The organism is Martinezella sp. CNPSo 3959 (assembly GCF_057784355.1).
On the sequence record NZ_JBXSOV010000005.1, the window covers coordinates 66,603 to 92,004 of the forward strand.

At 57.6% G+C, this 25,402-nt stretch carries 21 protein-coding genes and 5 pseudogenes; 20 read left to right on the top strand and 6 right to left on the bottom strand.

Going from position 1 to position 25,402, the window contains the following annotated elements:
* Positions 1-7 precede the first annotated feature (7 nt).
* From AC13RE_RS14075 to AC13RE_RS14100, 6 genes and pseudogenes are all read left to right on the top strand, one after another.
* On the top strand, positions 8-3,487 hold the full coding sequence (locus AC13RE_RS14075) for an alpha/beta fold hydrolase (RefSeq protein ID WP_488563368.1): 3,480 nt from the start codon (positions 8-10) through the stop codon (positions 3,485-3,487).
* Entirely contained in the window at positions 3,480-4,208 is a 729-nt protein-coding gene (locus AC13RE_RS14080; protein WP_132721182.1) for a 4'-phosphopantetheinyl transferase superfamily protein, read from the top strand. Before AC13RE_RS14075 ends, AC13RE_RS14080 begins: the two co-directional genes overlap by 8 nt.
* A 48-nt stretch (positions 4,209-4,256) precedes the next feature.
* Positions 4,257-5,021, top strand: coding sequence for a metallophosphoesterase (locus AC13RE_RS14085; RefSeq protein WP_488563521.1), 765 nt, complete (start codon positions 4,257-4,259; stop codon positions 5,019-5,021).
* Positions 5,022-5,057: 36 nt separating this feature from the next.
* Complete coding sequence (gene fabD, locus AC13RE_RS14090) at positions 5,058-6,197, top strand: ACP S-malonyltransferase (RefSeq protein WP_488563369.1); 1,140 nt, start codon at positions 5,058-5,060, stop codon at positions 6,195-6,197.
* 38 nt (positions 6,198-6,235) lie between these two features.
* Positions 6,236-7,183, top strand: a complete 948-nt coding sequence (locus tag AC13RE_RS14095; protein ID WP_488563370.1) for an acyltransferase domain-containing protein — start codon at positions 6,236-6,238, stop codon at positions 7,181-7,183.
* Between the two features lie 233 nt (positions 7,184-7,416).
* Positions 7,417-7,707, top strand: a pseudogene (locus AC13RE_RS14100) (zinc-binding dehydrogenase); the annotation flags it as partial.
* Positions 7,708-7,794: 87 nt separating this feature from the next.
* Here AC13RE_RS14100 and AC13RE_RS14105 read toward each other — a convergent pair.
* A complete protein-coding gene (locus AC13RE_RS14105) occupies positions 7,795-9,210 on the bottom strand; it encodes an aldehyde dehydrogenase family protein (protein ID WP_488563371.1) in 1,416 nt (471 codons plus the stop codon).
* A 99-nt stretch (positions 9,211-9,309) separates the two neighbouring features.
* Between AC13RE_RS14105 and AC13RE_RS14110 the strand changes: the two genes are divergently transcribed.
* The 7 genes and pseudogenes from AC13RE_RS14110 (at position 9,310) to AC13RE_RS14140 (ending at position 14,788) form a co-directional block, all read left to right on the top strand.
* Positions 9,310-10,230 carry a LysR family transcriptional regulator gene (locus tag AC13RE_RS14110; protein ID WP_488563522.1) on the top strand — a complete coding sequence of 307 codons (921 nt, stop codon included), beginning with the start codon at positions 9,310-9,312 and terminating at the stop codon, positions 10,228-10,230.
* A 174-nt stretch (positions 10,231-10,404) separates the two neighbouring features.
* Positions 10,405-11,016 (top strand): glutathione S-transferase family protein, encoded by a 612-nt coding sequence (locus tag AC13RE_RS14115; RefSeq protein ID WP_488563372.1) that lies wholly within the window; start codon positions 10,405-10,407, stop codon positions 11,014-11,016.
* Between the two features lie 59 nt (positions 11,017-11,075).
* A pseudogene (locus AC13RE_RS14120) lies at positions 11,076-12,086 on the top strand (FAD-binding oxidoreductase); the annotation flags it as partial.
* A pseudogene (locus AC13RE_RS14125) lies at positions 12,085-12,171 on the top strand (DUF1348 domain-containing protein); the annotation flags it as partial. The pseudogenes AC13RE_RS14120 and AC13RE_RS14125, both read left to right, overlap by 2 nt.
* Before the next feature lie 23 nt (positions 12,172-12,194).
* Positions 12,195-12,527, top strand: coding sequence for a hypothetical protein (locus AC13RE_RS14130; protein WP_488563373.1), 333 nt, complete (start codon positions 12,195-12,197; stop codon positions 12,525-12,527).
* 55 nt (positions 12,528-12,582) lie between these two features.
* On the top strand, positions 12,583-13,473 hold the full coding sequence (locus AC13RE_RS14135; protein WP_488563374.1) for a LysR family transcriptional regulator: 891 nt from the start codon (positions 12,583-12,585) through the stop codon (positions 13,471-13,473).
* Positions 13,474-13,816: 343 nt separating this feature from the next.
* Complete coding sequence (locus AC13RE_RS14140; RefSeq protein ID WP_488563375.1) at positions 13,817-14,788, top strand: alpha/beta fold hydrolase; 972 nt, start codon at positions 13,817-13,819, stop codon at positions 14,786-14,788.
* A 385-nt stretch (positions 14,789-15,173) separates the two neighbouring features.
* Here AC13RE_RS14140 and AC13RE_RS14145 read toward each other — a convergent pair.
* Positions 15,174-15,287 (bottom strand): annotated as a pseudogene (locus AC13RE_RS14145) (IS5/IS1182 family transposase); the annotation flags it as partial.
* A 219-nt stretch (positions 15,288-15,506) separates the two neighbouring features.
* Here AC13RE_RS14145 and AC13RE_RS14150 point away from each other — a divergent pair.
* Positions 15,507-16,541 (top strand): nucleotidyltransferase family protein, encoded by a 1,035-nt coding sequence (locus AC13RE_RS14150; protein ID WP_488563376.1) that lies wholly within the window; start codon positions 15,507-15,509, stop codon positions 16,539-16,541.
* Here the strand turns inward: AC13RE_RS14150 and AC13RE_RS14155 are convergent.
* Together AC13RE_RS14155 and AC13RE_RS14160 are read right to left on the bottom strand one after the other, a co-directional pair.
* Complete coding sequence (locus AC13RE_RS14155; RefSeq protein WP_488563377.1) at positions 16,525-17,448, bottom strand: transporter; 924 nt, start codon at positions 17,446-17,448, stop codon at positions 16,525-16,527. The genes AC13RE_RS14150 and AC13RE_RS14155 overlap by 17 nt on opposite strands.
* 175 nt (positions 17,449-17,623) lie before the next feature.
* Positions 17,624-17,848 carry a hypothetical protein gene (locus AC13RE_RS14160; protein ID WP_132721204.1) on the bottom strand — a complete coding sequence of 75 codons (225 nt, stop codon included), beginning with the start codon at positions 17,846-17,848 and terminating at the stop codon, positions 17,624-17,626.
* A gap of 229 nt (positions 17,849-18,077) precedes the next feature.
* On the opposite strand from AC13RE_RS14160, the pseudogene AC13RE_RS14165 reads away from it, so the two are divergent.
* Positions 18,078-18,301: pseudogene (locus AC13RE_RS14165) on the top strand (winged helix-turn-helix domain-containing protein); the annotation flags it as partial.
* 253 nt (positions 18,302-18,554) lie between these two features.
* On the opposite strand, the gene AC13RE_RS14170 reads toward AC13RE_RS14165, so the two are convergent.
* The gene (locus tag AC13RE_RS14170) at positions 18,555-19,463 is read right to left on the bottom strand and encodes a LysR family transcriptional regulator (RefSeq protein ID WP_488563378.1); all 909 of its coding nucleotides are present in this window, start codon (positions 19,461-19,463) and stop codon (positions 18,555-18,557) included.
* A 259-nt stretch (positions 19,464-19,722) separates the two neighbouring features.
* Between AC13RE_RS14170 and AC13RE_RS14175 the strand changes: the two genes are divergently transcribed.
* Genes AC13RE_RS14175 through AC13RE_RS14195 form a run of 5 tightly spaced genes read left to right on the top strand, consistent with a single transcriptional unit; the run spans position 19,723 to position 23,976 of the window.
* Positions 19,723-20,529 carry a 5-oxoprolinase subunit PxpA gene (locus AC13RE_RS14175; protein WP_488563379.1) on the top strand — a complete coding sequence of 269 codons (807 nt, stop codon included), beginning with the start codon at positions 19,723-19,725 and terminating at the stop codon, positions 20,527-20,529.
* Positions 20,516-20,758: an acetyl-CoA carboxylase gene (locus AC13RE_RS14180; protein ID WP_112339376.1), complete on the top strand. Its 243-nt coding sequence runs from the start codon at positions 20,516-20,518 to the stop codon at positions 20,756-20,758. Before AC13RE_RS14175 ends, AC13RE_RS14180 begins: the two co-directional genes overlap by 14 nt.
* Positions 20,755-22,140: an acetyl-CoA carboxylase biotin carboxylase subunit gene (locus AC13RE_RS14185; protein ID WP_488563380.1), complete on the top strand. Its 1,386-nt coding sequence runs from the start codon at positions 20,755-20,757 to the stop codon at positions 22,138-22,140. The genes AC13RE_RS14180 and AC13RE_RS14185 overlap by 4 nt, the downstream gene beginning before the upstream one ends.
* Positions 22,140-23,015: a 5-oxoprolinase subunit B family protein gene (locus AC13RE_RS14190; protein ID WP_488563381.1), complete on the top strand. Its 876-nt coding sequence runs from the start codon at positions 22,140-22,142 to the stop codon at positions 23,013-23,015. The genes AC13RE_RS14185 and AC13RE_RS14190 overlap by 1 nt, the downstream gene beginning before the upstream one ends.
* The gene (locus AC13RE_RS14195) at positions 23,005-23,976 is read left to right on the top strand and encodes a 5-oxoprolinase subunit C family protein (RefSeq protein WP_488563382.1); all 972 of its coding nucleotides are present in this window, start codon (positions 23,005-23,007) and stop codon (positions 23,974-23,976) included. The genes AC13RE_RS14190 and AC13RE_RS14195 overlap by 11 nt, the downstream gene beginning before the upstream one ends.
* A gap of 75 nt (positions 23,977-24,051) precedes the next feature.
* Here AC13RE_RS14195 and AC13RE_RS14200 read toward each other — a convergent pair whose 3' ends face one another.
* Positions 24,052-25,062, bottom strand: coding sequence for a GntR family transcriptional regulator (locus AC13RE_RS14200; RefSeq protein WP_488563383.1), 1,011 nt, complete (start codon positions 25,060-25,062; stop codon positions 24,052-24,054).
* Between the last annotated feature and the right edge of the window lie 340 nt (positions 25,063-25,402).

Genomic DNA, 25,402 nt, shown 5'->3' on the forward strand with positions numbered 1-25,402 from the left:
CGGTATCATGGATCAAGATAGATTACTGCAAGACGCGCTCGTCACGATCAATCATCTGAATGCCCGGCTGGAAGCATTGGCATCCGGTCCGAAGGAGAACAATCGCGACATCGCCATCATCGGCATGGCGTGCCAGTTTCCCGGCGCGGCCAATCTGCCGCAATTCTGGAACCGGCTACTGGATCGTTTCGATGCCGTCAGCCATTATCCTCGTTCAAGGCTTGCCTTACTTGATCTGGACGAGCGCGATCTTGGTTTGGATATCGAGAAAATCCATGGCGGGTATCTCGAAGATATCGATTTGTTCGATCCCGCCTTGTTCAACATTTCCCCCAGGGAAGCCAAATGCATGGATCCGCAGCAGCGCCTGCTGCTGATGAATGCGCATCAGGCCCTGATCGATGCCGGCATCTTGAAACATGCCAATTTCAAGAACACCGGCGTCTTCATCTCCCACTATCCGAGCCAGTATCTGGCCATGGACCGTCAGCACAACCCCGAAAACAGCCTGTTCATGGCAACGGGGAACGCCGGCTCGATCTCGGCCAACAGAATTTCCTATCACTATGACCTTGAGGGACCGAGTCTTGTCGTCGATACGGCCTGCTCATCCTCCCTCGCTGGCCTGGACATCGCTTGCCGCTATCTGAACGATGGGCGGATCGATTTCGCGCTGGTGGGCGCGGTGAGCCTCAACCTCAACATGGAAGCCACCAAGCTATTACAACATGCGAACATGCTGTCGCCGGACGGGCGGTGCAAGACTTTCGACGAGCGGGCGAATGGTTATGTGCCGGGCGAAGGCGTGGGCGTCATCGTATTACAGCGTTTGGCCGATGAGAGACATTCCGATAGAAAGATCTACTCGGTCATCAAGAACTCCAAGGTCAATCATGATGGCAGAAGCAACGGGCTGACTGCACCCAACGGCCTGGCTCAGGAGGCGGTCATCAAGGAAGCCTGTGCTGAAGTCAGCATCCGCCCCGAAGCGCTGGGCTACGTTGAAACCCATGGGACCGGAACCTTTCTGGGCGATCCTGTCGAGATCGAAGCGCTCGGCAACGTCGTCGGCAAGCATAGAGATCCGCACGCGCCCTGTGTCCTCGGCTGCCTTAAAACGAACATCGGTCATCTGGAGCCGGCGGCAGGCATCGCCAGCATCATCAAGGCGTCGCTGTGTATTCATCACGGCCTGATCCCGGGAAACAATCATCTGAACCGCGTGAATCCGCTGTTGAAGATGGATGATTATGCATTTCTGCTGCCGGAACAGCCGGTCGAATGGGCTGCAGATGTGCGGATGGCCGGCGTCAGTTCCTTCGGCTTCGGCGGCTTGAATGGATTTACCCTTCTGGCGAGCGCTCCGGCAAGTACCGCGGGTGCACAGACGGATTTGCTGGCCGCTTATCCGCTTTTCGATTTCACTCTCGATTCCTATTGGACGGATCGCTCGATCGCTCCGCAATTATCGACGCGCGGCGAGGCTTCGAAGACGAAGCAAGGTTTCCTGAGCTATCAGCGGATCGACTCGCCAACCGATCTTTTTCGTGCCTCGTTTAATATCGATAGATGGGAGCTGGCCGGTATCGAGGATACGGGAAATTTTCATATCGGCTTCTATATCGAAGCCCTCTACAAGGTCTTTGCGGATTACTTCAACAATCGGGCCATCCTTATCGATCATCTGGCCTTCCTGCAGCCGTTGCAGATTTCGAAGCAGGTAAGCACCGACATCCAGATCGTCGTCAGATCGTCAGACAGCCGCTTTTATCAGGCGGATATCTATTTCAAGTATGCAACGGAGGGTGCTGGATGGGTATTGGCTGCGCAGGCCACGGTCGATCCGAAAATCGATGCGCTTCCGCGGTCTTTCGTCGATGCGAACGCGGACGGACTGGTGGAAAAGAGACTGGAGGGCGATGAGTTCTACCGGCGCTACGAAGCCATGGGAATGCCGGGCAAGGGATTTGTGCGGGCGATCGAAAACAGCCGTGTCAACGCCTCTGCTGCATACTCTGCCCTGTCGCTCAGCTTCGATCCCGCTGCTTACCGGTTGGGTGCCCATCCCGGATTTCTCGACGCCGTCGTACAGCCCGCTTTCATGATGCTCGATGCGGCCAATGCCCCTTACATGACGACGGCTTTGAAGGGCATCACCATCTACGGACCGCTCGGCGGGAATCAGACATACAGCCTGCGTAATCGGTTGCTGTCGGTCGGTGATCCCGAGGCCAGTCATTTCTTCACGTCCTGGACGGTTTATGATTCAGACAGTCATGTCCGTATCGACTGCGAAGCCGCACGGCTGCAGAAAATAGCGCATAGGGCTGAAATGCATGCTCCATCGGAAGAGCTGCTTCAGGAGACCGGATCGAAGGCGTTGCTTCATTTCATTGCCGACAGGTTGGATACGAGCCCCGAAAAGGTAAGGCGCAACGTACCTTTGCCCGAACTGGGAATGGATTCCCTGATGATGATGCGCATCCGGGCGATGATGGACAGCATTAGCAAGCCGGTTCATGATTTGTTTAACGTCACCGTCGGCGACTTGCTGGGCATGATCGGCGATGTGGGCGAGGAACATGGTCCTGAGTTGGTCCGGGCCGAAAATTTTTCGCATTACGACCAATATGTTCATCAGGTGCGGCGGACGCTGAAACCCTATTCCCGAGACAGGCAAAAATGGCTGCGCGGCAGGGCCGATAAGACGTCTGGATTGCGTCTTTATTGCTTTCCCTATGGGCATCTTTCCTCGCCTATCATATTCAAGAACTGGGTCGCGCAATTCCCCGATCATATCCAGGTCGTGCCGGTCGAAATGCCCGGGCATGGCGATCGGATCGACGAGCGCCCTATTGAATCAGCTGCCGAAATCGCTGAAACATTGACCGAAATTCTGGGGGCCGAACTCGACCATCCCTTCGCCCTGTTCGGGCATAGCTCGGGTGCGCTGATAGCCTATGCGTGGGCGCTGTACCTGCAAAAGACTAGGATGCCCTTGCCTCAAAAGCTGATCGCTAGCGCCTTCACCGCGCCGACGATCACGCCCAATCCGGTGATCAGGGCAGCCGCGCAGGATTACGAGAAAGGCGGAATTCATCATATTCCGACCTTGAACGAAGTGCTCGACCCGGCCAACGATGCGCTCGTTGCGAAAATCATAGCGTTGCATCATCGCAGAACGGCGCAGATGGGATTGATCGATCTGCCCCCGGACTTCATCGCGGCTCAATTGCACACCATTGTCTCGATCATGCGGACGGTGAGCACCTTAGATCCGGCCGCGGTCGCCCCCCTCTCGGTGCCGATCGTGGCATGCCATGGAGAAAATGATCGGCAGGTTTCGTATAGTGACATGCAGGCCTGGAAAGCGCTCACCACCGGTTCGTTCTCGATACCGGTTTTCCCGGGCGATCATCTGTTCATCCATCCAGACCAGAGTGAGGCACTCCTCATGTCCAGTGTTCAGGAAATGCTGCATGGATAAATTTCTTTCCAATGCCAATCCGGTATCGTGGTTTGCCAATCGCGCACTGTCGATCTTCCAAACCGATTTCGATGCCGATCACTATTCGGACGCACTTATTGCCCGTGTGAACGACGGCTATCGGACATTCATTCAGAACGCCGTGGTGAAGCGAAAGTCGGAATTCATAGCTGGCCGCTATTGCGCTCATCGGTCGCTGGCGCCCTGGAATATCCCGGATGGAATTATTGGTATCGGCGAGGGTCGCAGTCCGGTCTGGCCGGCGGGTATCGTCGGATCGATCAGCCATTGTCACGCTTACGCCGTAGCGGTGACAGCAAGAACCGACGATCTGTTTGCCATAGGGCTCGACGTCGAGGACATTGTGGCTGAAGAGACGCGCAACAATATTCAGAGCGCGGTGGTCAATCAGAACGAGATGGTCCTGCTTGCGCAATCTCCGCGGCCGGATATCGTTTTCACGCTCATCTTTTCACTGAAGGAAAGCTTTTTCAAAGCGGCCTATCCCCACCTCAAATTCTATTTCGATTTTCCAGCCATTTCCCTCACGCATATCGATTGGGAGCAGGGGAGGGTTCTCTTCGCGCTAAACCAGCAGCTCGGAACGCTTTTCGCGGCAGGAACGGTTTTCTCCGGACAGTTCAGGATTCTTGCAAGCAAAAGGGTCGTGACGCTGTTTCAAATTGCGAACCAGGAAGCATATTCGAAAGCCACGGCATGAAAAATCCTTGTGTGTCCCATCGTTTGATAGAGCGTGAGCGATAGAGAGATGCGGGTGTTTGCATTGTCCGATATCCATCTCGACTATGAAGAGAACAGGCTTTGGCTCTCGAACCTGTCCGATGCCGACTACCGGTCCGATATACTCATCCTTGCTGGCGATATCTCAGATGAAACGCGGCTTATCGAATGGTGCTTCATTTTGCTGCAACGCAAGTTCCTGAAAGTGTTCTTCGTGCCCGGCAATCACGACCTGTGGGTCAGCCGGAACCAGGGCATGACATCCATCGAGAAGTTTCAGCTCATAGGCCAGCTCGCCAGGGATCATCGGATATGCATGGAGGCCTATCATTATGGACCTCTGTCGATTGTGCCGTTGCTGGGCTGGTACGATTACTCCTTCGGGCCGCCGAGCGAGCAATTGCTGCAAAGCTGGGTCGATTTCCAGGCTTGCCGCTGGCCGGACGGGATGACGGCCGACGATATCACTCGGCATTTCCTGGATCTCAATCAACCGGTGCTGTCGGTTCAGAACGACGTGGTCATCTCGTTTTCACATTTCGTGCCGCGCATCGATTTGATGCCGGACTATATCCCGGCGCATTACCGCTACATCTACCCAGCTTTGGGCAGTGCGGCACTGGACAGGCAGTGCCGCAGGCTGGGCGCGCGCAGGCATTTGCATGTTTACGGTCATAGCCATCTCAATCGCGGCGTCGTTGTCGATGACATCGAATATATCAACAACGCGTTCGGCTATCCTTCAGAGCAGCATATTTCAAGAAAGCAGCTGCTCTGCATCTACGAGCAGTGAGTGAATTCATTCGGATATATTCAGCAGGAGCATCACATGAAGACATTTATATTCCCCGGTCAGGGATCGCAGGCCAAAGGAATGGGTGGCGAACTCTTTGATGCATTCAGGGAGCTGACACAAAAGGCCGACGATATTCTCGGCTACTCCGTCAAGGCGCTGTGTCTGGAAAATCCCAATCGCGAACTGAACCAGACGCAGTTCACCCAGCCCGCACTCTATGTTGTCAATGCTCTGTCTTACTATCGGAAGCTGGAGGAAACAGGACGTAAGCCCGATTATGTCGCGGGCCACAGCCTAGGGGAATATAATGCGCTTCTGGCGGCGGATTGCTTCGATTTCGAAACCGGCTTGAAGCTGGTCAAGAAGCGCGGCGAGCTGATGGCTCAGGCACCGGAAGGCCGCATGGCGGCCATTTTGAACGCCACGAAGGCGGAGGTCGCCGCCATTCTCAGGGACAATGCGCTGCACAACATCGATGTCGCGAACTGCAATACTCCCCAGCAGATCGTCATCTCCGGCGGGGCGGACGAAATCGAACGGGCGCAGGCGTTCTTCCAGCAGGGAAGCATGATGTATCATCCGCTCAATACCAGCGGCGCATTTCATTCGCGCTTGATGAAGCCGAGCAGCGAAGAGTTCAGGCGGTTCCTGGACGGGTTTACATTCTCGCCCTTGGCTATCCCGGTCATCGCTAACGTCACGGCCAGGCCCTATAGGAATGAAAGCGTTGCCGACACCCTGGCGGCTCAGCTTGCCGGCAGCGTGCTGTGGTGTGACAGCATCCAATATCTGATGGCGCACGGCAACGCCGGCGACGAGATGACATTCGAGGAAATCGGGCATGGTGAGGTGCTGACCAAGATGCTTCGCCATATTCCGAAGGACACCGGCTTGGTCATCGACTATCGGGCTGAAAACACGAATAAGCCGGTTCCGGCAGCTCACGTCGCCCACATGGCGGACAATCGTCCTCCGCTCGCCGCGAGCGATATCGTCAACGCCTGGAATGCGAAGCATCCCGTCGGCACGAAGGTCCGCTGCACGCTCCATGACTATGATGAGCTCGAGACGCGGACGGAAGCCATTGTCCTCTTCGGCCATCGCGCGGCAATCTACATGAAAGGCTATAACGGCTATTTCGATTTGAACGAAGTCGTACCGGTGCGCGCATAGGTCAATCCGAGGGCGTCATGCGAAGGCCGATCATTTTTATGTTTTCAGGCCAGGGCTCGCAATATTTTCAAATGGGCCGCGAGCTCTATGATCATCATCCCCGGTTCAGGCTGTGGATGGATTATTGCGATGTCCTGGTCAAGGATGCGACAGGTCAGTCGCTGACGGCAACGCTTTACGGTGGGCACGACCGGATGGACAGGTTCGACGATATTCTCCTGACCAATCCGGCGCTGCTTTCCATCGAATTCTGTCTGGCCAAGCTTCTGCAGGAGGCCGGCATATGTCCCGATTATCTCTTGGGCTACAGTCTGGGCGAACTGGCAGCCTGCGTCGTTGCCGAAGTCCTGTCATTGGAGCAGGGGATACGGCTCGCGACGGAATTCGCACAATTGCTGAAGAAGAAAAGCCCGGCAGGGGGAATGTTGGCCATCCTTGGCAATGAAGGGATGATTGACGATCACCCCGACGCTTTTGCCCGTTGCAGCATATCCGGCAGGAACTTCGACACCAATTTTGTTGTCAGCGGACTGGAGGGAGAGATCGCGAAACTGCAGGCCCATCTCGGCAGCTTCGGTATCGTTACGCAGCGACTGGCGGTCAATTTCGCGTTTCATTCGCCCGTGATCGAGCCGTTGAGGCCGTTTTTCCTGCAGATGTCGGGATCGTTCGATTATGCGCGGCCAAGGATCCCCATAATTTCCGCACAGAAAGGGCAGGGGATCGCCGATGTCGATGAAATGCATCTTTGGGAGGTTATCCGGGAGCCGGTGGATTTCCAATCGACCATCGCACAACTTGTGTCCCGGCAGGATTGCATGTTCGTCGATGTCGGCCCCAGCGGTACATTGTCGACGGCTGTCAAATATCTGTTGCCGAAGAATACGTCATCGATCTTCCTCCCAACCCTGAACCAGTTCGCCCAGGACCGACCGACATTGAATAAAGCGATTTCGCGTCTCTCCGACGCGATGGCCCTAACGTAGATTTCGCGCGATGCCCGTGAGCGTCCGGTGAGCGGATCTTGCTGAAGGAGCCTGTTAGGTGATGTCAGGGCGTGCCCCAGACACTGCTCGGCGAAAGGGTCTGGATCTACATGGCGCAATGGGGCCGCGCGTTCGGGGCCGCGGCGGAATTCGTCGTCGTGCCCTCCGTGCAGGCCGTCAGGCTGGCCGGCAACGTGTCCTTCGAGATCGGAGCGTCGCTCGGTGCGCCAGCGATGACCGCGCATCGCTGCCTGTTCGCCGACGGAGACCTGCGGGACAAGCGGGTCCTTGTCCAGGGAGGAGCAGGTGCCGTCGGCAATGCGGCGATCCTTCTTGCGAAATGGGCAGGGGCGTTGGTGGCGGCGACGGTGAGCCGCGAGGAGCAGGCTGAGGTCGCGCGAGCGGTCGGGGCCGATCTTGTGCTCAACCGGCACGAAGAGGATGTCGCTCGAGGCATACGATCGGCGACCGGCGGCCACGGCGTCGATCGCATCGTAGACGTCGACATCTCCGTCAACATCGACGTCGCGATTATTTGTCTGGCCCGCGACGGAGTCGTCTCGGCCTACTCGACGGAATCTCCGCAGGCCAGGCTGACGATCCCGTTCTTATCAGGCGATAACGGCTTTCGGTTCCAGGAACGCCTCGAGGCCGAACACGCCATACTCGCGACCGATACCCGACTGCTTGAAGCCGCCGAAGGGAGCGAGCGGCTCGTGCGGCGCGCCATTGACGACCACGCGGCCGCACTCCAGTCGATCCGCGAGCGTCTGCATGCGTGCGGCGTCGGTGCCGTGAAGATAGGCCTGAAGCCCGTACTGGGTGTCGTTCGCGATGGACACTGCCTCGCCCTCGTCGCTATAGGCGATAACCGAAAGGACCGGACCGAATATCTCTTCGCGCGCAATGCGCATCCGGGCGTCGACATTCGTGAATATGGTCGGCTTCGCGAACCAGCCACGATCCAGTCCGCTAGGCCGTCCAAGACCGCCCGTCAGGAGGCTGGCGCCTTCTCGTGTCCCCAGCTCGATATAGGACTGGACGCGGTCGTACTGCTTCTGACTGACCATTGGCCCGATCATCGCGTCCGGATCATCGGGAGCGCCGACCTTGAACCTCTCAGTCTCCTGCTTCAGCCTGGCCAGCACTTCATCTAGCCGACGGTTCGGAACCAGAACGCGGGTGCCGGCGATGCAGGACTGGCCGCTGTTGATGAAGCCCATCCGCAGTACGGCGGGGATGGCCACATCGAGATCGGCGTCGTCGAGAATGATGTTCGGACCCTTGCCGCCAAGCTCCAGCGTGACGCGCTTGAAGGTGTCGGCCGCGCTACGCAGGATTTCCCGGCCGACCGCAGTGGATCCGGTGAAGGTCACCTTCGCGATATCCGGATGCCGGCTGAGTTCCGCGCCGACGACATTGCCGAGCCCGTTGACGATGTTGAACACGCCTTTCGGCAACCCCGCTTCATGCAGGCATTCGACCAGGACCTGCGTCTGTATCGCGCTCATCTCGCTCGGTTTGATGACGATGGTCGAGCCGGCGGCGATGGCGGTTGCGAGCTTCGAGGTGATGAAGCCGATGTTGCTGTTCCATGGCGTGATGGCGGCGGCGACACCGACCGGCTGCATGACCACGCGCGCTCGACCCATACGGCGCTCGAACTCGTAGCCCTCCAGAACGTTCGCCATGGTGAGAAAGCTCGAAGCAGCATGGGGAACGGCGAAACGCGTGAAAGTCTGCGGAGCGCCGTATTCGAGCGCCATCGCTTCGGTGAGATCGGAGACGCGGGCGGCAACAGCGGCATTCAACCGCTTCAGCATGTCGATGCGCTCGCCCTTCGTCGTATGTGAAAACGCGGGGAAAGCACGTTTCGCCGCCGCAACGGCCTCCTGCGCGTCTTGGAGACCGCCGAGGCGGACCCTGCCGATCTTCTCTTCCGTGGACGGATTGTGGAGATCGGCCGTCTCGTTCCCCTGCGGCGTGACGAACTGGCCGTCGATATAGATTTTGTCGATGTCGCGCATTTCTAACTCCTTTTGACTGTTGAGGCATATCTGGCATTTCGGGATTGTCCTGATAAGCTGGCCAAAAGTGCTCAGGCTGATAGGAAATTACGGACAATGATGCGTGGCTCTCTTGCCGAACTCGAGGCGGTCCTCGCCGTTTCTTCCCAAGGTGGTTTTCGAGCTGCGGCTCGCGAACTGGGAATTTCCTCATCATCTCTCAGCCAGCAGATCGCCGTGCTGGAGACGCGCATGGGTGTCAGACTATTCAATCGCTCGACGCGGAGCGTGGTCCTTTCAGCAGCAGGCGAACAGTTCGTAGCAAGCGTCGGTCCGGCGTTGGAGGCGATCCGTAGCGCCGTCGAGCATGTCGACGAGCACCGAGCGGAAGCGACGGGCACCTTGCGCATCAACGCCTCGGTCGGTGCGATCCGGATGATCCTAGCGCCGCTGATCCTGGAATACATGCGCCGGAACCCGCTGATGTCGGTGGAGATCGTCACCGAGGGCGCGCTGGTCGACGTCAACGCAAAGGGCTTCGATGCCGGAATAAGGATCCGGGAGGCCGTTCCCCCTGACATGGTGGTCGTTCCGATCGGCGACAGCATCCGCCCTGCCATTGTCGGATCGGTCGAATACTTCCGACGCTATGGAAAGCCACAGGTTCCGGTTGACCTTCACGATCACCATTGTATCCGCGCCCGAATGGCGAGCGGCGCGATCTACCGCTGGGAGTTCGAGCGAAGGGGGGAGACTTTCGCGCTCGACGTTCCGGGCAAGCTCACGCTTGATGACAGCGATTTGATGCTCCGGGCGGCCCGCGATGGAGCCGGACTTGCCTATCTGAACGAATGGCAGATCGCCGACGATGTGGCCGCTGGAAGGCTGGAGCAAGTCCTCGCCGATTGGACCCCGCCATACCCGGGGCTGTGTCTCTACTATCCGGGAAGACGGAACATCCCGGCGAAACTCCGGCACTTCGTCGACTTGATCAAGGCGCTGCGGGAAAAAATGGACGTTGAGAGACCTTCTTCAATTTAGGGGATCGCTCATCAGGGTTGGTGCGAAACCCACCTGTCATCTCGGCGGTTCCGCCACTGTTTCATGCAGCGTAACGGTCCAATGTCAAACATGAATATTCAGCTGGCCGATCGCTCGTTGCATCCTGTGCTCACGGATCGGGAATGGACCCGGTTTTAAATCAGGAGCGACCATATGAAACTTTATCACCATCCGTTGTCGGGCCACTCGCATCGCGCCAGGCTCTTCCTTTCACTGATCGGACTTCCGCACGAGCTGGTCGAGGTCGATCTGAAGGCTGGCGCTCACAAGCAGCCCGACTTCCTGAAAATGAATCCCTTCGGGCAGGTCCCGGTTCTGGCGGATGGCGATGTCTTCATTTCGGATTCCAACGCGATCCTAGTCTACGTCGCCAAGAAGGCAGGTCAGGCGGCATGGCTTCCTGAAGATGCAAAAGGAGCGGCCGACGTTCAGCGGTGGCTTTCGGTTGCAGCCGGTGAGATCGCCTACGGTCCGGCAGCCGCTCGTCTGGTGACGGTCTTCGGTGCCAAGTTCAATCCGGAAGAGGTCATTGGCCGTGCACACACCATCCTTGGCCGGATCGAGAGCCAGCTGCAAGGGCGGGAATGGCTGGTGGGCAACGGCCCGACGATCGCCGATGTCGCGATCTACAGCTATGTCGCGCGCGCTCCGGAAGGCAATGTCGACCTTAGCGCCTATCCCTCCATCAATGCTTTGCTGGCTCGCGTCGAGCAGCTTCCGGGTTTCGTCGACTTCGTCAAAACGCCCGTCGGTCTTGCCGCCTGAACCTCGATAGGGCGTGCGGCACCTCGCACGCTCTCGGCCTCTTTTTCTGGAGAATGCAGATGTCCATGAAGCTTAAAAAACTGCCGGCGTGGCATGAAGGCGAGACCTTTATCCAGGAAAAGCTCGGCGTAAAGGAACGCATGGCCGCTGTGGGCCAGCGCGTCGTTCGCGATTTCATGCCCGACCAGCATCGAGACTTCTACGCCCAACTGCCTTTCATCGTTCTTGGCAGCGTCGATCGAGCCGGTGACGCCTGGGCGACTTTTGTCGAAGGCCAGCCGGGTTTCATGTCGTCACCCTCTCCCGTCGTTTTGGACATTGCCGCGACCCGAGATCCGAGCGACCCAGCAAGCGAAGGACTGGCCGAGGGCTTGCCGATTGGTCTTCTCGGTATCGAGATGCACACGCGTCGCCGCAACCGCATGAATGGTTTTGTCTCGACGATCGATGGCGGTTTCCGCGTCGATGTTGACCAGAGCTTCGGAAATTGCCCGCGCTACATTCAGCTGCGCGACTTCGCGTTCGAACGCCAGCCGGGAACCTTGTTTCAAGGTGAAATTGAGGAGCTGCCTGCACTTGATGATCAGGCACGCACGGTTATTCGAGAAGCTGACACGTTTTTCGTTGCCTCCTACGTCGATCGCGAAGACCGGCGCCAAGTGGACGTCTCACATCGCGGTGGAAACGCCGGATTTGTTCGCGTCGGTGACGACGGCATCCTGACGATCCCCGACTTCGATGGAAATCTCTTCTTCGCGACGCTCGGCAACATCCTGCTGAACGGAAAGGCGGGACTTCTGTTCGTGGATTTCAAAACGGGCGATATGCTGCAGATGACGGGAAAAGCCGAAGTCATTTTCGACTCGCCCGAGATCGCCGCCTTCCGGGGCGCTGAGCGCTTTTGGACATTCAAGCCGACACGTCTCGTTCGTCGCCGCAATGCACTGGCTTCGAGATGGGCTTTTCAGAAGGATGGCTGGTCGCCGAGTTCCCTGATGACGGGGACCTGGCAGCAAGCGGCGGACCGTCTTCTCGCCACAGAGATTGCCACAAGCTGGCGGCCAATGACCGATCGCTGAAGCGGATCGCAAGTCTCGTTGGCCGCTTGGCCGCCGGCCGGACGGCCATCCGGGGTTGAGCGATTTTGGATTTTAGCCCGCACATCGGGGAGATTGAAAATGGTCGGCTCGTCAATTGATCCACGGGTGAGGCTTTCAATAGAGCTTGCTCTTGCCGGAACCAGTGCGGGCCAGCCCTTACTCGGGAAGCAGGAGGAAGCCGGTCGTGCCCCCGGCATGACTGGCGCTGAGATGGACGTTGCAAGGCGCGGTTCCAGCTTCGATTTCAAGATCTCGGTGGCGATCTCGCTTGTGCTGGATGCCTGCCAGGAAAGCCGCCAGCGCGCATCATACGCTGGCCTTTCCGTGGAAGCCTGTGCGGAAATAGAACGCATTGCGCAAGCCATCCGCGCTAACGTAATCAACCTTGATATTCGGCATGATGCCCCTTGAGGCTTGGGTTTCGAGCACTTAAAGTATTGGAAAACCGAGTGCTTTGGGGGAGTGGATGGACCGTTGGCAGGCAATGCGGATTTTCGTGAAGGTTGCTGAAACCGAAAGTTTCGCAGATACCGCTCGCCAGATGTTCATGAGCGCCCCGGCTGTCACTCGTGCAGTCGCGTCTCTGGAAGACCTGATCGGAGCTCGTCTCTTTGTCCGAACAACCCGCTCGGTGAAGATGACCGAGGCCGGAGCGCGTTATTTTGACGATTGCCGCCGGATCCTGGCAGATATAGCAGAGGCGGAAGCGGCGGCCGGTGGTTCGTACGCCACGCCGACGGGGACTCTCTACATTACAGCATCAGTTTTATTTGGTCAGATGTATGTGCTTCCGATCGTCACGCGCTATCTCGACACATACTCCACGGTGAAGGCGAAGACGCTTTTCGTCGATCGGCCAGTTAATATCGTGGATGAAGGCATTGATGTGGCCATTCGCATTGGTCATCTCCCGGATTCAGGCCTTACCGCTGTCAAGGTGGGAACTGTTCGTCGCGTGATGTGTGGCTCGCCCAAGTACTTCGAACGCTACGGTGTCCCGAAATCGCCGGCCGATCTCAAAGACCACCGCATTGCTGCATCGACTGCAGCTTGGGCATCGCCTGAGTGGCGGTTTGCCGATGATCAGCGTGTGACGGTTGAGCCGGTTCTGCAATGCAATACCAACGAAGCTGTCATACATTCAGCACGCGAGGGATGGGGCCTCACAAGAGTGCTTCATTACCAAATTGGGCCCGCATTGATGGCGGGAGAGTTACAGATCGTGCTCAGCGAGTACGAAGAACCGCCCATGCCCATTCACATACTGCATCCCGAGGGCCGGCATGCTCCTGCGAAGGTTCGAACGTTTGTTGATATGGCTTCGGCCAGCCTCCGTGAGAACAGGCTTCTCAATTAGCCCTTTAAGTCACCGGAATAGACCTAAATCCAACTGAGCTGAATGCCCGGTCTCATCGCCGATTTGTGCTGGATCAACATTGGAGCGGACATAAGAGCCCGGTTATTACTAAGCGCAATTGTTGCATGGGCAAGCTGATCGCATTGGCTGCGATCTGGCCGAAAGGGACGTTCACCAACGCCGGCGCAACTGTCACGGTTCATCCAAATAACCGCTCAACCCGGCCACTCATATCACCAGACGTAATAATCCCTTGTCCAATACGAACATTCTTCTTCTACGCCGAAAGAGCGATGTTGATTCCAGGCAATAAGCCTGTCACCCGCCATTGAGGAGAACCACAATGTCCCGCACCCTTGCCGCCCTGCTTCTCGCATCCGCCAGCATCTTTGTTATCGCCCCCGCAAGCAGAGTCTTCGCCGAAACACCTGCGATCGCTCAGCAAGTACCTGCGACGGTCCATTATCGCTCCGTAAAGATCGACGGCGTGAACGTGTTCTATCGCGAAGCCGGCCCAGCCGACGGCCCAGTCGTCGTCCTGCTTCACGGCTTTCCGACGTCGTCTCACATGTTCCGCAACCTGATCCCGCTGCTCGCTGACCGCTACCGGGTCATTGCCCCTGACTATCCGGGTTTCGGTCAGAGCGACGCACCCGATCACACCAAGTTCGAATATTCCTTCAGCCACTATGCCGATATCGTCGATACGTTGCTGACCAAGCTCGGTGCCGCCAAGTATTCGATGTATGTCATGGATTATGGCGCACCTGTCGGCTACCGGCTGGCGCTCAAGCATCCGGATCGCGTCACGGGACTGATTGTCCAGAACGGCAATGCCTATGACGAAGGCATTCGCGATTTCTGGAACCCGATCCGCGCCTACTGGAAGTCGGGGGCGAAGAAGGATCGGGCAGCGCTCTCGGGGCTCGTCGCGCTGGAGACGACCAAGTTCCAATATACCGATGGCGTCAAGGACCTGACCCGCATCAGCCCCGACAACTGGGTGCACGACCAGGCGCTGCTCGACCGGCCGGGGAACAAGGATATCCAGCTCGACCTGTTCTACGACTACCGCACCAACCTGCCGCTCTATCCGCAGTTCCAGGCGTTCTTCCGTGACCGCAAGCCGCCGACGCTGATCGTCTGGGGCAAGAACGACAAGATCTTCCCGGAAGAGGGCGCGCATCCCTATCTTCGCGATCTTCCCGAAGCAGAGTTCCATCTCCTTGATACGGGCCACTTTGCGCTTGAAGACAAGCTGGACGAGATGGCACCGTTGATCCGGAGTTTCCTCGATCGCAATATCGCGAAATGAAAAAGCACGGGCTTCCTGCGCCAGTCGAGAGCGAGCTCAGGAAGCCTCCAACGGGGGAGGAGCATCACAATCGTGATGCACTTCGTTCACTGGCTCGTCTCCACCGAACGGGTTGTCACACGCGTACCTGTGCCGTTCTTCCGTATCGTTATCGGTCTGGCCGGGTCTGCAGGCAGCTGGCGGTTCGCTTCCGAGGCACATGCCGGCTTTTCCGGAGAGCAAGCAGCTACTCGCGAAGAAGAATTTGCGGCAAATATAGCCAATGAAAGACGGGGTCGTCGGTTCGATTCCCATCAAGAGCAAACTGTGACTACTGGAAGCGACTACCCTCCTCTTGTCTTGCGTCGTCGCGCTCCCAACCCTGAACGGCCTCCGACGTTATTCAAAGGGTCAGACTGCCACGTTGACGCAGACCCGCATCATACTCCGCCCAGTTCGTCACCTTGAACTTCATCTTGCCGATGTGATGACGGCGAGTGGCGTTATGTTTGTGTGGCATCGATGATCAATCAAGCTGTTTTCACTCGCAGCTGCATAGGCGGAAACTGTTGAAATTTGATCCGTGCACCTGCGCTCTTTGATGGAAATAACTTCGCCGATATTCCACGCGAATGGATTGTTCCTTAATTTATATGGGCATGCTACAACGAAATCGGGAACTTTATAGAAAAATTCCGATCCATTACTGGATATATGGCTGAATGTCAGAACAATAGAAATGAAATCGACCACATTAAGCTTCATGCAGCTCGCATCTTGCTTACGAGGAGATCCATCGGGTGTGACCGATTGGGACGCGGTATTGGCACTTGCGAACAATACTTTGCTGACGCCGGCAATTTGGTCGGCCATATCGGCGAACGACCGTCAAGACCTCCTGCCGGAAGACGTGCTTTCGTTCCTGGGTTTCATCCACCGCTGCAATAAGGTGAGAAATGCACGGCTGCTGGCGCAACTGGAGGAGCTGGTTGTCGCGTTGAACGTTGCAGGGATCGTACCGACGCTCAACAAAGGCACAGCGCTCCTCGCACTTACGTGCGTGGATCGCATCACACGCGACATCGACGTCACCGTTGCCGACAATGAAAAGGAATTGGCGCAAAAGTGCCTCCTTCAGCTTGGATATCTTCCGATCGAGGCCCTTGGTTGGGGCAGATCCAAGGATGTCGGGGCTGTCGATCTGCATTATCCGCCAGGCAGATATCCGCAATATTGGCCTTCGGACACGCGCCTTTCGAAACATTCCGAGGAAATCCGTGTCGGGTCGGGAAAGGCACGCATCCTTTCGCCGACACTTCAAGCCCAGCACTGGATTGTGCACGACATGCTGAAGGACGGGCATCTTTGGGCTCTTCATATCGACCTGCGAAATCTTTTCGAGCTTTACCGGCTCGCAAAAGCGCCCAAAGGGATCGATTGGCATGAATTGGATGCCCTGCTCTCGGACTCCTTAGGCCGAGCAATGCTGGACACACAATTATTGGCGCTGCGTTCGATTTTCGGAACCGATATCGTGCGAGACAGGCCAATTCCAGCATGGATAAAGTGGCATCACGGTCTGCGATCCCGGGAATATCACCCCTTGCTGGGAGGTGCCGTTCAGGCCGTCGGCCGCACCGCTTGGGGCATCCGCATTTTGCAGATCCGCTGGCGATTTCGAGGGCCATGGAGCGAACTGCCCGGACGCATTATGCGCAAAGGACAGAAAGCTCTCAGAACCCGCGCCTCAAAGAGCGTCAAAGATCCCGTATGATCTCGACGGCTTGCCCGAGCGGGCCGACCTCCATTTCATATACGCGGGAGATGTTGACGGCCTTGCTCAGCGCGGCGAACGCCTGATCCGTCAGCCGGCGAGTGGGCGCAGCCGCTTCAGTGAGCAATCTTTGAAAGGCCAGAAGAGGCGACATCCTCGACAATGATTGTCGCCGCGCAACATTCTGACGCAGAAAGATCATTGTCGTCGAGCGAGCCGGCGCAATATGGTCGCTATCGATATCGCCGTGAATGAATCTGACTTCTTTTCCGTCGGAGCGAACGTAAGTGGGGCTTGACGCAACTTCAGGTTGGAAAGTCTGCAAAAGGGTCCAGCTTCCCCTTTTTACGGCAGCCGGAAACGGAATACCTCGAAGCGCGCCCTTTTCGTCAACGATGACGATATCATCGCCGAGCAGCGAGCACCCATTCTCGGCCGAGAGGGCAAGTGCGAGCGTCGTCTTGCCTGCTCCGGGGGCGCCGGCAATTAACAATTGCCTGTCTCCAAGCCGCAGAAGAGCCGCATGCAACGCGAGCGTGAAATCGGTCTGCAGCAATGCCTCGGTCAGAAAGGCTTTTATTGTCGGGATAATTTCCGCCCGCCCGACCACGCCTATGCTTTTGCCGGCCGCAGTCAGCTCATATCGATCCGCATTGAGCCTGATGACGAGATGTTCATGCCTGCATCCGGGCTCCATTGGAATGGCGATGCCGCGAAAGAGCTGCTTCAATTCTGCGGATAAGACATCGGGACACTCGATCATCCATCTGGAGTCATTCAGAGCAACCGCGAAAATGGATGCCGAGCCCTGGCATACGTGAAGGATACCGAGCCCGACATAGCGATCGAGCAAGGCTTCGGCGTCCGGCCTTGCCAGCTTGCATTCGGATGAAAATTGCGCCGACAATTGGCTCCAGCCTATACCCGCGGCACAATTTGAAACCTGCTGCCAGGTCCAAGCCGCAAGACTGTCGACTTCATATAAACGCTGCTCTTGGCAGTTGAACAAGGCAAAAGCATCGCCCAACTGCGCAATGAGAATGTCCCTACCCGGCAGCAGTATCATGTTCCGGGCAAATCGATCAGCGATCGATGTCTTCCTTGCCGGAATTACCCGGCACGCCATCATCGCCGCCATTGCCGTAGCCATTGTTGCCTTGGCCGGATTTGGCGATCGCGCCCGAACTCAGTGTGGTTGAAAGTAAGAAGGTCAGAACAGGTGGTGCCACGACCGCATATTTTCCACACCCTTCGACAAATTCTCGCCGGCTCGGGCCGATATTTTCTGATTTATCATGCCTGTCCATGAAAGACTCCCCTCCTAGTGTGATTATTGCAAGTACTATTCATGAGAAAGTATGAATGTTAACTCAGAGATGCATATTTTATGCTCACATCTTTGCAAAATATACATTGTCACAATATGATGAAACTTGCAACAAGGTTGAAGCCATCAGATCGGCAACCTTCCATATCGCAGCCCGCCGCTAGTGGATTGATGCCAACGTTTGGTGCCCGCGGTTGACTGCGGCCTCGCTCACTCTTACCGAGTTCCGGCTACTCGCCCATATGGCCAGGGCGCCCACAAGGGTTTTCACACGCGGTGAACTCGTGGATGCCTGCCTCCGGGCAGCGATGCGCTCGACCGCACCGTCGACAGTCACGCCAGCAAACTTCGCAAGAAGTTTGAGCTGGCGGGCACGCATGGAATGATGTCCGGTGTTCGTGGCGTTGGTTACAGATTGTCGGCGGAATCCTAAACCCGGAACGACGGGGATCCTCGACGCAGGCCAGATGAATTGCTGCCTCTCGCTTACCAAAGGATGTTCCATAGTAGAACCTTATCCCACGAAACGCATATGGTTCAGTAGGTTAGATAAATTTCAGAAAAGGTCGTTGGTTCGACTCCTCTCAAAAGCACAGATGTTCTCTGTTCTGATAACAGCCAATTTGTTTCGCTTCTTCAAAGGTCGCGGTATTCCATGCGCTGCTTTGGTTTTATCTGCCAGGCATTTATGCGTTCGTACCCGGCAGGCTATAGGCCTGTTGGAAATAACGGCGGAAGGCAAGCATGGGCGCGCTGAACTCGACATTGGCTCGCCAGGCGAGTCCCACATCCATGGGCGGAACCGGGTCCTGTATGTTGACGGTCTCGATGCGCCTTCCTTCCAGCGACCAGGGTCGGTGCACCATGTCCGACAAAATGGCGACGCCGAGGCCGTTTGCCACCATCGACCTGACAGCCTCGATCGAACTGGTCCTCAGGAGCACCTTGGGCTGATAGGAACTCTGGCTCCAGTAGCGCAACGAAGAATGTGCCGCCTCATCGACCGTCAGCATGATGTAGGGCTCTTCGGCGATTTCACGCAGACCTATCCCGTCGCGGCGTTGCAGGTCGTGGCCGGCTGGCAACCAGAGGCGCCTGACCGAACTTAGAAGCGTCTCGGTCGTCAACATCGGATTGAGGATGTTGGAAGTCAGCAAGACCGAAATGTCGTAGCGATTGGTCAGCAAGCCTTCTTCGATCGACTCGCGATTGACTTCGTAGAGCTGGATTTTCAGCTTCGGATAGAGGCGGCGGATACGCTCGATGTGCATCGGCAGGAAATAGCCGATGACGGTGTAGGTCGCTGCGACGACGAGCTCGCCTTCGATGTCGCTGCTGACGAGGTTGAGATGGGTCGCCTCGTCAACCTTCGCCAGGATCTCATAGGCATGGGACAGGAATTGCCGGCCTGCTGTCGTCAGGTCCATGCCCTGTGGCGTGCGGTTGAACAGAGAGACGCCGACCGTGAGTTCGAGATCCTTGATCGCCGCAGTGACGGCAGATTGGGAGATCGACAGGCTGACGGCCGCATGCGAGATCTGTCCATATTCCGCCGTTGCGACGAAGTAGCGAAGCTGCCGCAGGCTCAAGCTCATGAGGTTCTTCCCATCTATTTATCTGAAAACATCTGCTGCGATTCAGATTTCATGGATCTAAAACGAGCTGATTTTCGATAAAACCGTACGCAACTTTAATATGCAGTTGATATTACAAGATATTTTCTGATGCTATTTTAAGCATAGATATCAGTTTATCAGATATCATGGCTTTAAAAATTGTATTTTTCAACGGCAGCCTTTGCCTCTAGCGTTCACATATCGGTCCCGATTGGGATGCAGGTGCGAGGGAAGGCATTTGAAAGAAGCTGTCGATATCAATTGCGACATGGGGGAGGCCTTCGGTCGATGGCGGATCGGCGATGCGCATGACGAGGAGCTTATCTCGCTCATCAGTTCGGCCAATATTGCCACCGGGTTTCACGCCGGCGATCCCAATCTGATGGATGAGACCGTGCGGATGGCCGCCGCCCACGGCGTCGGCGTCGGAGCTCATCCCGGCTATAACGATCTCCAGGGCTTCGGACGACGCAAGATCAACGGCACCAGCCGCGAGATCGTCAACGATCTGATCTATCAGGTCGGTGCGCTACGCGAATTTGCCAGACGCCATGGCGTGCCCGTCCAGCATGTAAAGCCGCATGGCGCTCTCTATATGGAATTGGCGGCGAACGCCGATCTCTCGCAGATCTTCATCCAATATATGCGCACAGTCGCACCGAACATGTTTGTGTTCTGCATGGATGGCTCAGCAACCTGCCTTGCTGCGCAGGAGGCGGGCCAACCTGTCGTGCGCGAGTTCTATGCCGATCGCGACTACGGTGATACGGGCTGGATCGTCTTCACCAGGGACGCCGGTCGCCCTGATCCAAAGGCAATTGCCCGCAAGGTCGTGAGAGCTTGCACCGAAGGCGTCGTGCGTACCGTCAGCGGTGCAGATATTCCGATCGCCTTCGATTCCATCTGTTTTCACTCCGATACTTTGGGTGCGCTCGATATCGTGCGCCACATGCGCGAGGCCCTCATTGCCGAAGGCATAAAAGTTGCACCCGTTTCACAGATTTTGAACAGCAACGCAGCGCGGAGGTCCCATGAGCAGGCTTGAGATCAGATCACCCCTTCCTGGAACCTTCTACCGGGCTTCCTCTCCGGATACGCCGCCCTTCAAGGCTGATGGCGATGCCGTTGCCGCCAGTGATACGATCGGCCTTATCGAGGTCATGAAAACCTTCCAGCAGATTCCGGCCGGGCTCGACGGCAAGAACATCACCTTCCTCGTCGACAATGAAGAGCCTGTCATGGCCGGGCAAATCATCGCGGAGGTGGATCCATGACGATCCGCTCGGTCCTCATTGCCAATCGCGGCGAAATCGCTGTCAGGATCATCAGGGCAGCCAAGGCGCTCGGCATTCGTAGCGTGCAGGTCTATAGCGCTGCGGATGCTGACATGCTTGCGGTCAAGCTCGCGGACGAGGCGATCAATATCGGCTCGCCGGCTCCTAAGAAATCCTACCTGAACATCGAAGCCATCATCGCTGCCGCGCGGGCTGCTGGTGTCGATGCGGTCCATCCGGGATACGGGTTTCTGTCGGAGAATGGAGATTTCGCCGATGCCGTGGTGGCAGCGGGCATGATCTTCATCGGACCGAGCGGCGAGGCCATCCGGCTGCTTGGCGACAAGGTGGCAGCCCGCGAAATTGCGAAACGGGCGGGTGTTTCGACAGTTCCCGGAAGTGACGGCCGCGTGGCGGATATTGCTGCCGCCGAGGCGATTGCCGAGCGCACGGGTTTTCCCGTGATGATCAAGGCGGCAGCCGGTGGCGGCGGGCGCGGTATCCGCATCGTTCAGTCGCTGGCCGAACTTCGAGAGCAGTTTCCACTTGCCTCGGCGGAGGCGGCGGCCGCTTTCGGCGATGGCGGCCTCTACATGGAGAAGGTCATCACCCGCGCCCGGCATATCGAGGTGCAGATTTTCGGCGACGGGCGGAACTTCGTGCATTGTTTCGAGCGCGAATGCTCGCTGCAGCGGCGCCGCCAGAAGGTGTGGGAGGAAGCGCAGGCTTTTCTTCTTCCTGATGACATCAGGCAGCGCCTCTGCGCCAGCGCCGTCGCGCTTGCCGCGGAAGTCGGCTATCGCGGCGCGGGCACGGTCGAATATCTCTACGACGAGGATAGCAGGCAGTTCTATTTCATCGAAGTGAATACCCGCATCCAGGTCGAGCATCCGGTAACCGAAATGATTACCGGCATCGATTTGGTGCAGGAAATGTTCAAGGTGGCGAGTGGCGCTCCCTTGTCGCTGTCGCAGTCCGATATTCGGGCACGCGGTCATGCTATCGAGTGCCGGATCAATGCCGAAGACCCGGCCAAAGGCTTTCTGCCGGCGCCGGGCACCGTGACGCGGCTCTCGATTCCGGAGGGAGAAGGCATCCGTTTCGATACGATGCTTTATGCAGGCTATACCGTGCCGCCCTTCTACGATTCCCTGCTCGGCAAGCTGATCGTCTGGGCCGAGGATCGCAATGCCTGCCTCGACAGGTTGGCTGCCGCCCTTTCCAATCTGACGATTGAAGGCTTGCCGACGACGATCCCTCTGCACCTCGCGCTCGCCAGCGACCCGTCGGTGCGCAAGGGAGCATTCCATACGCGTTTTCTCGAGTCCTGGCTGGAGACCGATTTTGCCGCGGTTGACGGCATTTCGGCGGAGGTTGCCTGATGTCTGCTCGCTTTACATTCGGAGGTGACGAGCATCTCTTTATCGAATGCAGCGACGAGATGTCGCTCGAAGCCTTCTTCAAGAGCCTGTCGATGTCGAGAGGGGTGCGTGAGAGCGCCATACGAGGTGTCACCGAGATCTGCCCTGCCAACGCATCCTTCCAGATCAAGTTCGATCCCGATATAATCAAGCCGGACGATCTCTTGCGCGAGGTCAAGGCAATCGAGGGCGCTGCCGAAAAGGCCGAGCCGGTCATTACCACTCGCATCGTCGAAATCCCGGTTTTCTACAATGATCCCTGGACGCATGAGACGCTGATGCGCTTCCGCGAGCGACATCAGGAACCAACAGGCACCGATCTCGACTATGCCGCCAGGATCAACGGCTATGACGCGGTGAAGGACTTCATCTCAGCCCATGCCGGCTCGCCCTGGTTCGTCTCCATGGTCGGCTTCGTCGCGGGCCTGCCGTTCATGTATCAGATGGTGGCGCGGCAACGGCAGATCGAGGTGCCGAAATATCTGCGCCCTCGCACTGATACGCCGCGGCTGACCGTTGGGCACGGCGGCTGCTTCGGCTGCATCTATTCGGTGCGCGGCGCTGGCGGCTATCAGATGTTCGGCATCACGCCGATGCCGATCTTCGATCCCACGCAAGCGACGAGTTATCTCCGCGATTTCATGGTGTTCTTCCGTCCCGGCGACATTGTGAAGTTCCGGCCGATCGATCGCGACGGCTACGACCAGGCAGTCGAGGACGTCGACAAGGGTCGCTTCACTCCACCGATCCGCGAGGTCAGTTTCGATCTTAGGCAATACCAGGCCGATATCGACGGTTACAACACCAGGCTGGAGGACGCGCTGCATGGCCATTAAGGTTCTTCATCACGGCCTTTCCACCACCATTCAGGATCTCGGACGGCCCGGTTATTTCCATCTCGGCATCCCCATAGGCGGCGCCATGGATCGCTATGCGATGCGGGCGGCAAATCTTCTCGTCGGCAATCATGAGAGTGCTGCCGGGCTCGAGGCTGTTTTCATGGGGCCAAAGCTCGAATTTCTCCACGACGCGCTGATTGCCGTTACCGGCGCCGACATGCCCGTCAGGATCGATAGCGAGCTGCAGCCGGGATGGACGGCGCTCAAGGTCAGGTCAGGGCAGACCGTAAGCTTCGACTTTCTGAAGGCCGGGGCGCGGGTCTGCATCGCGGTGTCCGGCGGCATCGATGTTCCCGAAGCGCTCGGCAGCCGATCGACCTATGTGATCGGTGCCCTCGGTGGCCTTAACGGTAAGGCCATCGCCACCGGAGACGAGCTTCCCGTCGGTTCCGGTTCCATGACGAATGAGGGACTATCCGTTGCCGAAGAGCTGCGCCGCAAGCCCGGCACGCCGGCCGAGCTCCGGGTTTTGCCTGGGCTCTATTGGGATCGGTTGACCGAACAGACAAAGAGCAACTTCTTTGCCGATCAGTGGAAGGTGGCGCCGGAAGCCGATCGCATGGGGTATCGCTTCCGCGGCGGCCGCAAGCTTGAATTCGTCGAGCGCAAGCAGCCCTTCGGCGCAGGCTCGGATCCGTCGAATATCGTAGACAGCTGCTATCCCTATGGCTCCATCCAGGTGCCCGGCGGAACGGAGCCGATCATCCTGCATCGCGATGCCGTCTCGGGCGGCGGCTATTTCATGTTGGGAACGGTGATCTCGGCCGACATGGATCTGATCGCCCAACTGCAGCCGCATACGCCGACGCAATTCGTGGAGGTCACCATGGATCAGGCACTGGCGGCGCGGGCGGACCGGCAGGCATTGCTTGCGCGCCTTCGCGCTGCTCTGGCGTAGGGGATCAAGCGGATGGCTGCTTCTTCGATCCACCGCTTTCGGTACGCATGGAATGGATCAGGGATCGCCAGCGTCTCATTCGAGAACGCGGGTGAGATAAGCGGCCGTCACGCCAGGGCCGGGAATGATGGCGACGATCTTCATTTGCGCGATCGTGCGGTCGACCGAGGCTTCGAGATGGTTCTCCATCATCGCCGCCGCCGCCTTGACGGCACCTCGCAGCAGCAGTTCCGCGATCAGGCGCAGTTCCGTGATGATGGCGGGATCGCCGGGCAGCCCGAGCCGCCGCAGCAATCTTTCCGTCGCCGTGACAGGCAGCAGATTGTTGCGGATGGATTCCTTCAGCCGCTCGTTCGGCGTCGCGAGAATGCAAATTTCGATGAAGTCGGCATGGATGGCTTCCAGCACCGCAAGGTGGTCGGCCGGTTCGTGCTGCTCGAGATCGGAGAGGCGCTGGAACAGATCGTTCAACCGTTCCCGGTTGACGCGGCTGGCCCCAGCGACCAGCGCCTGCGGCTCCAGCATGCCGCGCAGGCCGTAGTGATCCTTGATCATCTGCGCCGTCAGCGGGCCGGCGATCCAGTGGGAGGATTGGTTCTTGCGCACAAGCCCGCGTTCGCGCAGGCGTGTCAGCACGTCACGCACCACGGTGCGGCTGACGTTGAAATGGTCGGCGAGCTCGATCTCGATAATGCGATACTGGCCGAAGACGACGCAGCCGGCTACATCGGCCTCGACGGTATTGTAGATCCGCTCCCAGGAGGCGCGGCTCTGCAGGGCCTCGTCGGCGTGGCGCGGAATGGTCAGGCCGAGGGTCTTGATATCAGTGCGCTTCGGCTCGATGCCCTGGCCGGCGGGACCGACGAGATAGCCGCGTCCGTTGAAGCGATGCACCAGTCCTTCGCTCTCCAGCGTCTGCAGCGCCCTCTGCACGGGCGCGCGCGAAATCTGCAGGATATCGGCGATCGGCCCTTCGAGCAGGACCACGCCGCGCGGCAGCGTGTTGTCCTCGATATTGCCACGCAGAACATCCTCGGCGATCTCGTAACGCTTTTGCGCATTCGGGCGCGCATGGTTTTCGGTCATCTGATGCAATGGACTCACGTCGTTCTGATGCCTCACTCTTACGCGTTTTGTAATTCTAACATAGCGCAAAAATAAATGACTATTGAATACAAAATATGTTTTCTGCTCGCGGATGCAGTGAATCTGTTTTCGCTGATTGTTGACGCGTAGTGCAGCGATTGGCGCTATTTGCTGAGTGATGCCGGATGCGGCGTGTCACGTTGTGGCGGCTGCAATAGCCATTTTGTCGCCAATTCTATGCGTAGGGCAGGGGTGGTCGTCGATATCGCCGCCTTTCGCCAGTCGTCCCTCAATCAGTTGTTACCTCGGGGTTCGATATTTTCGGAAAAAGTCTATTGAA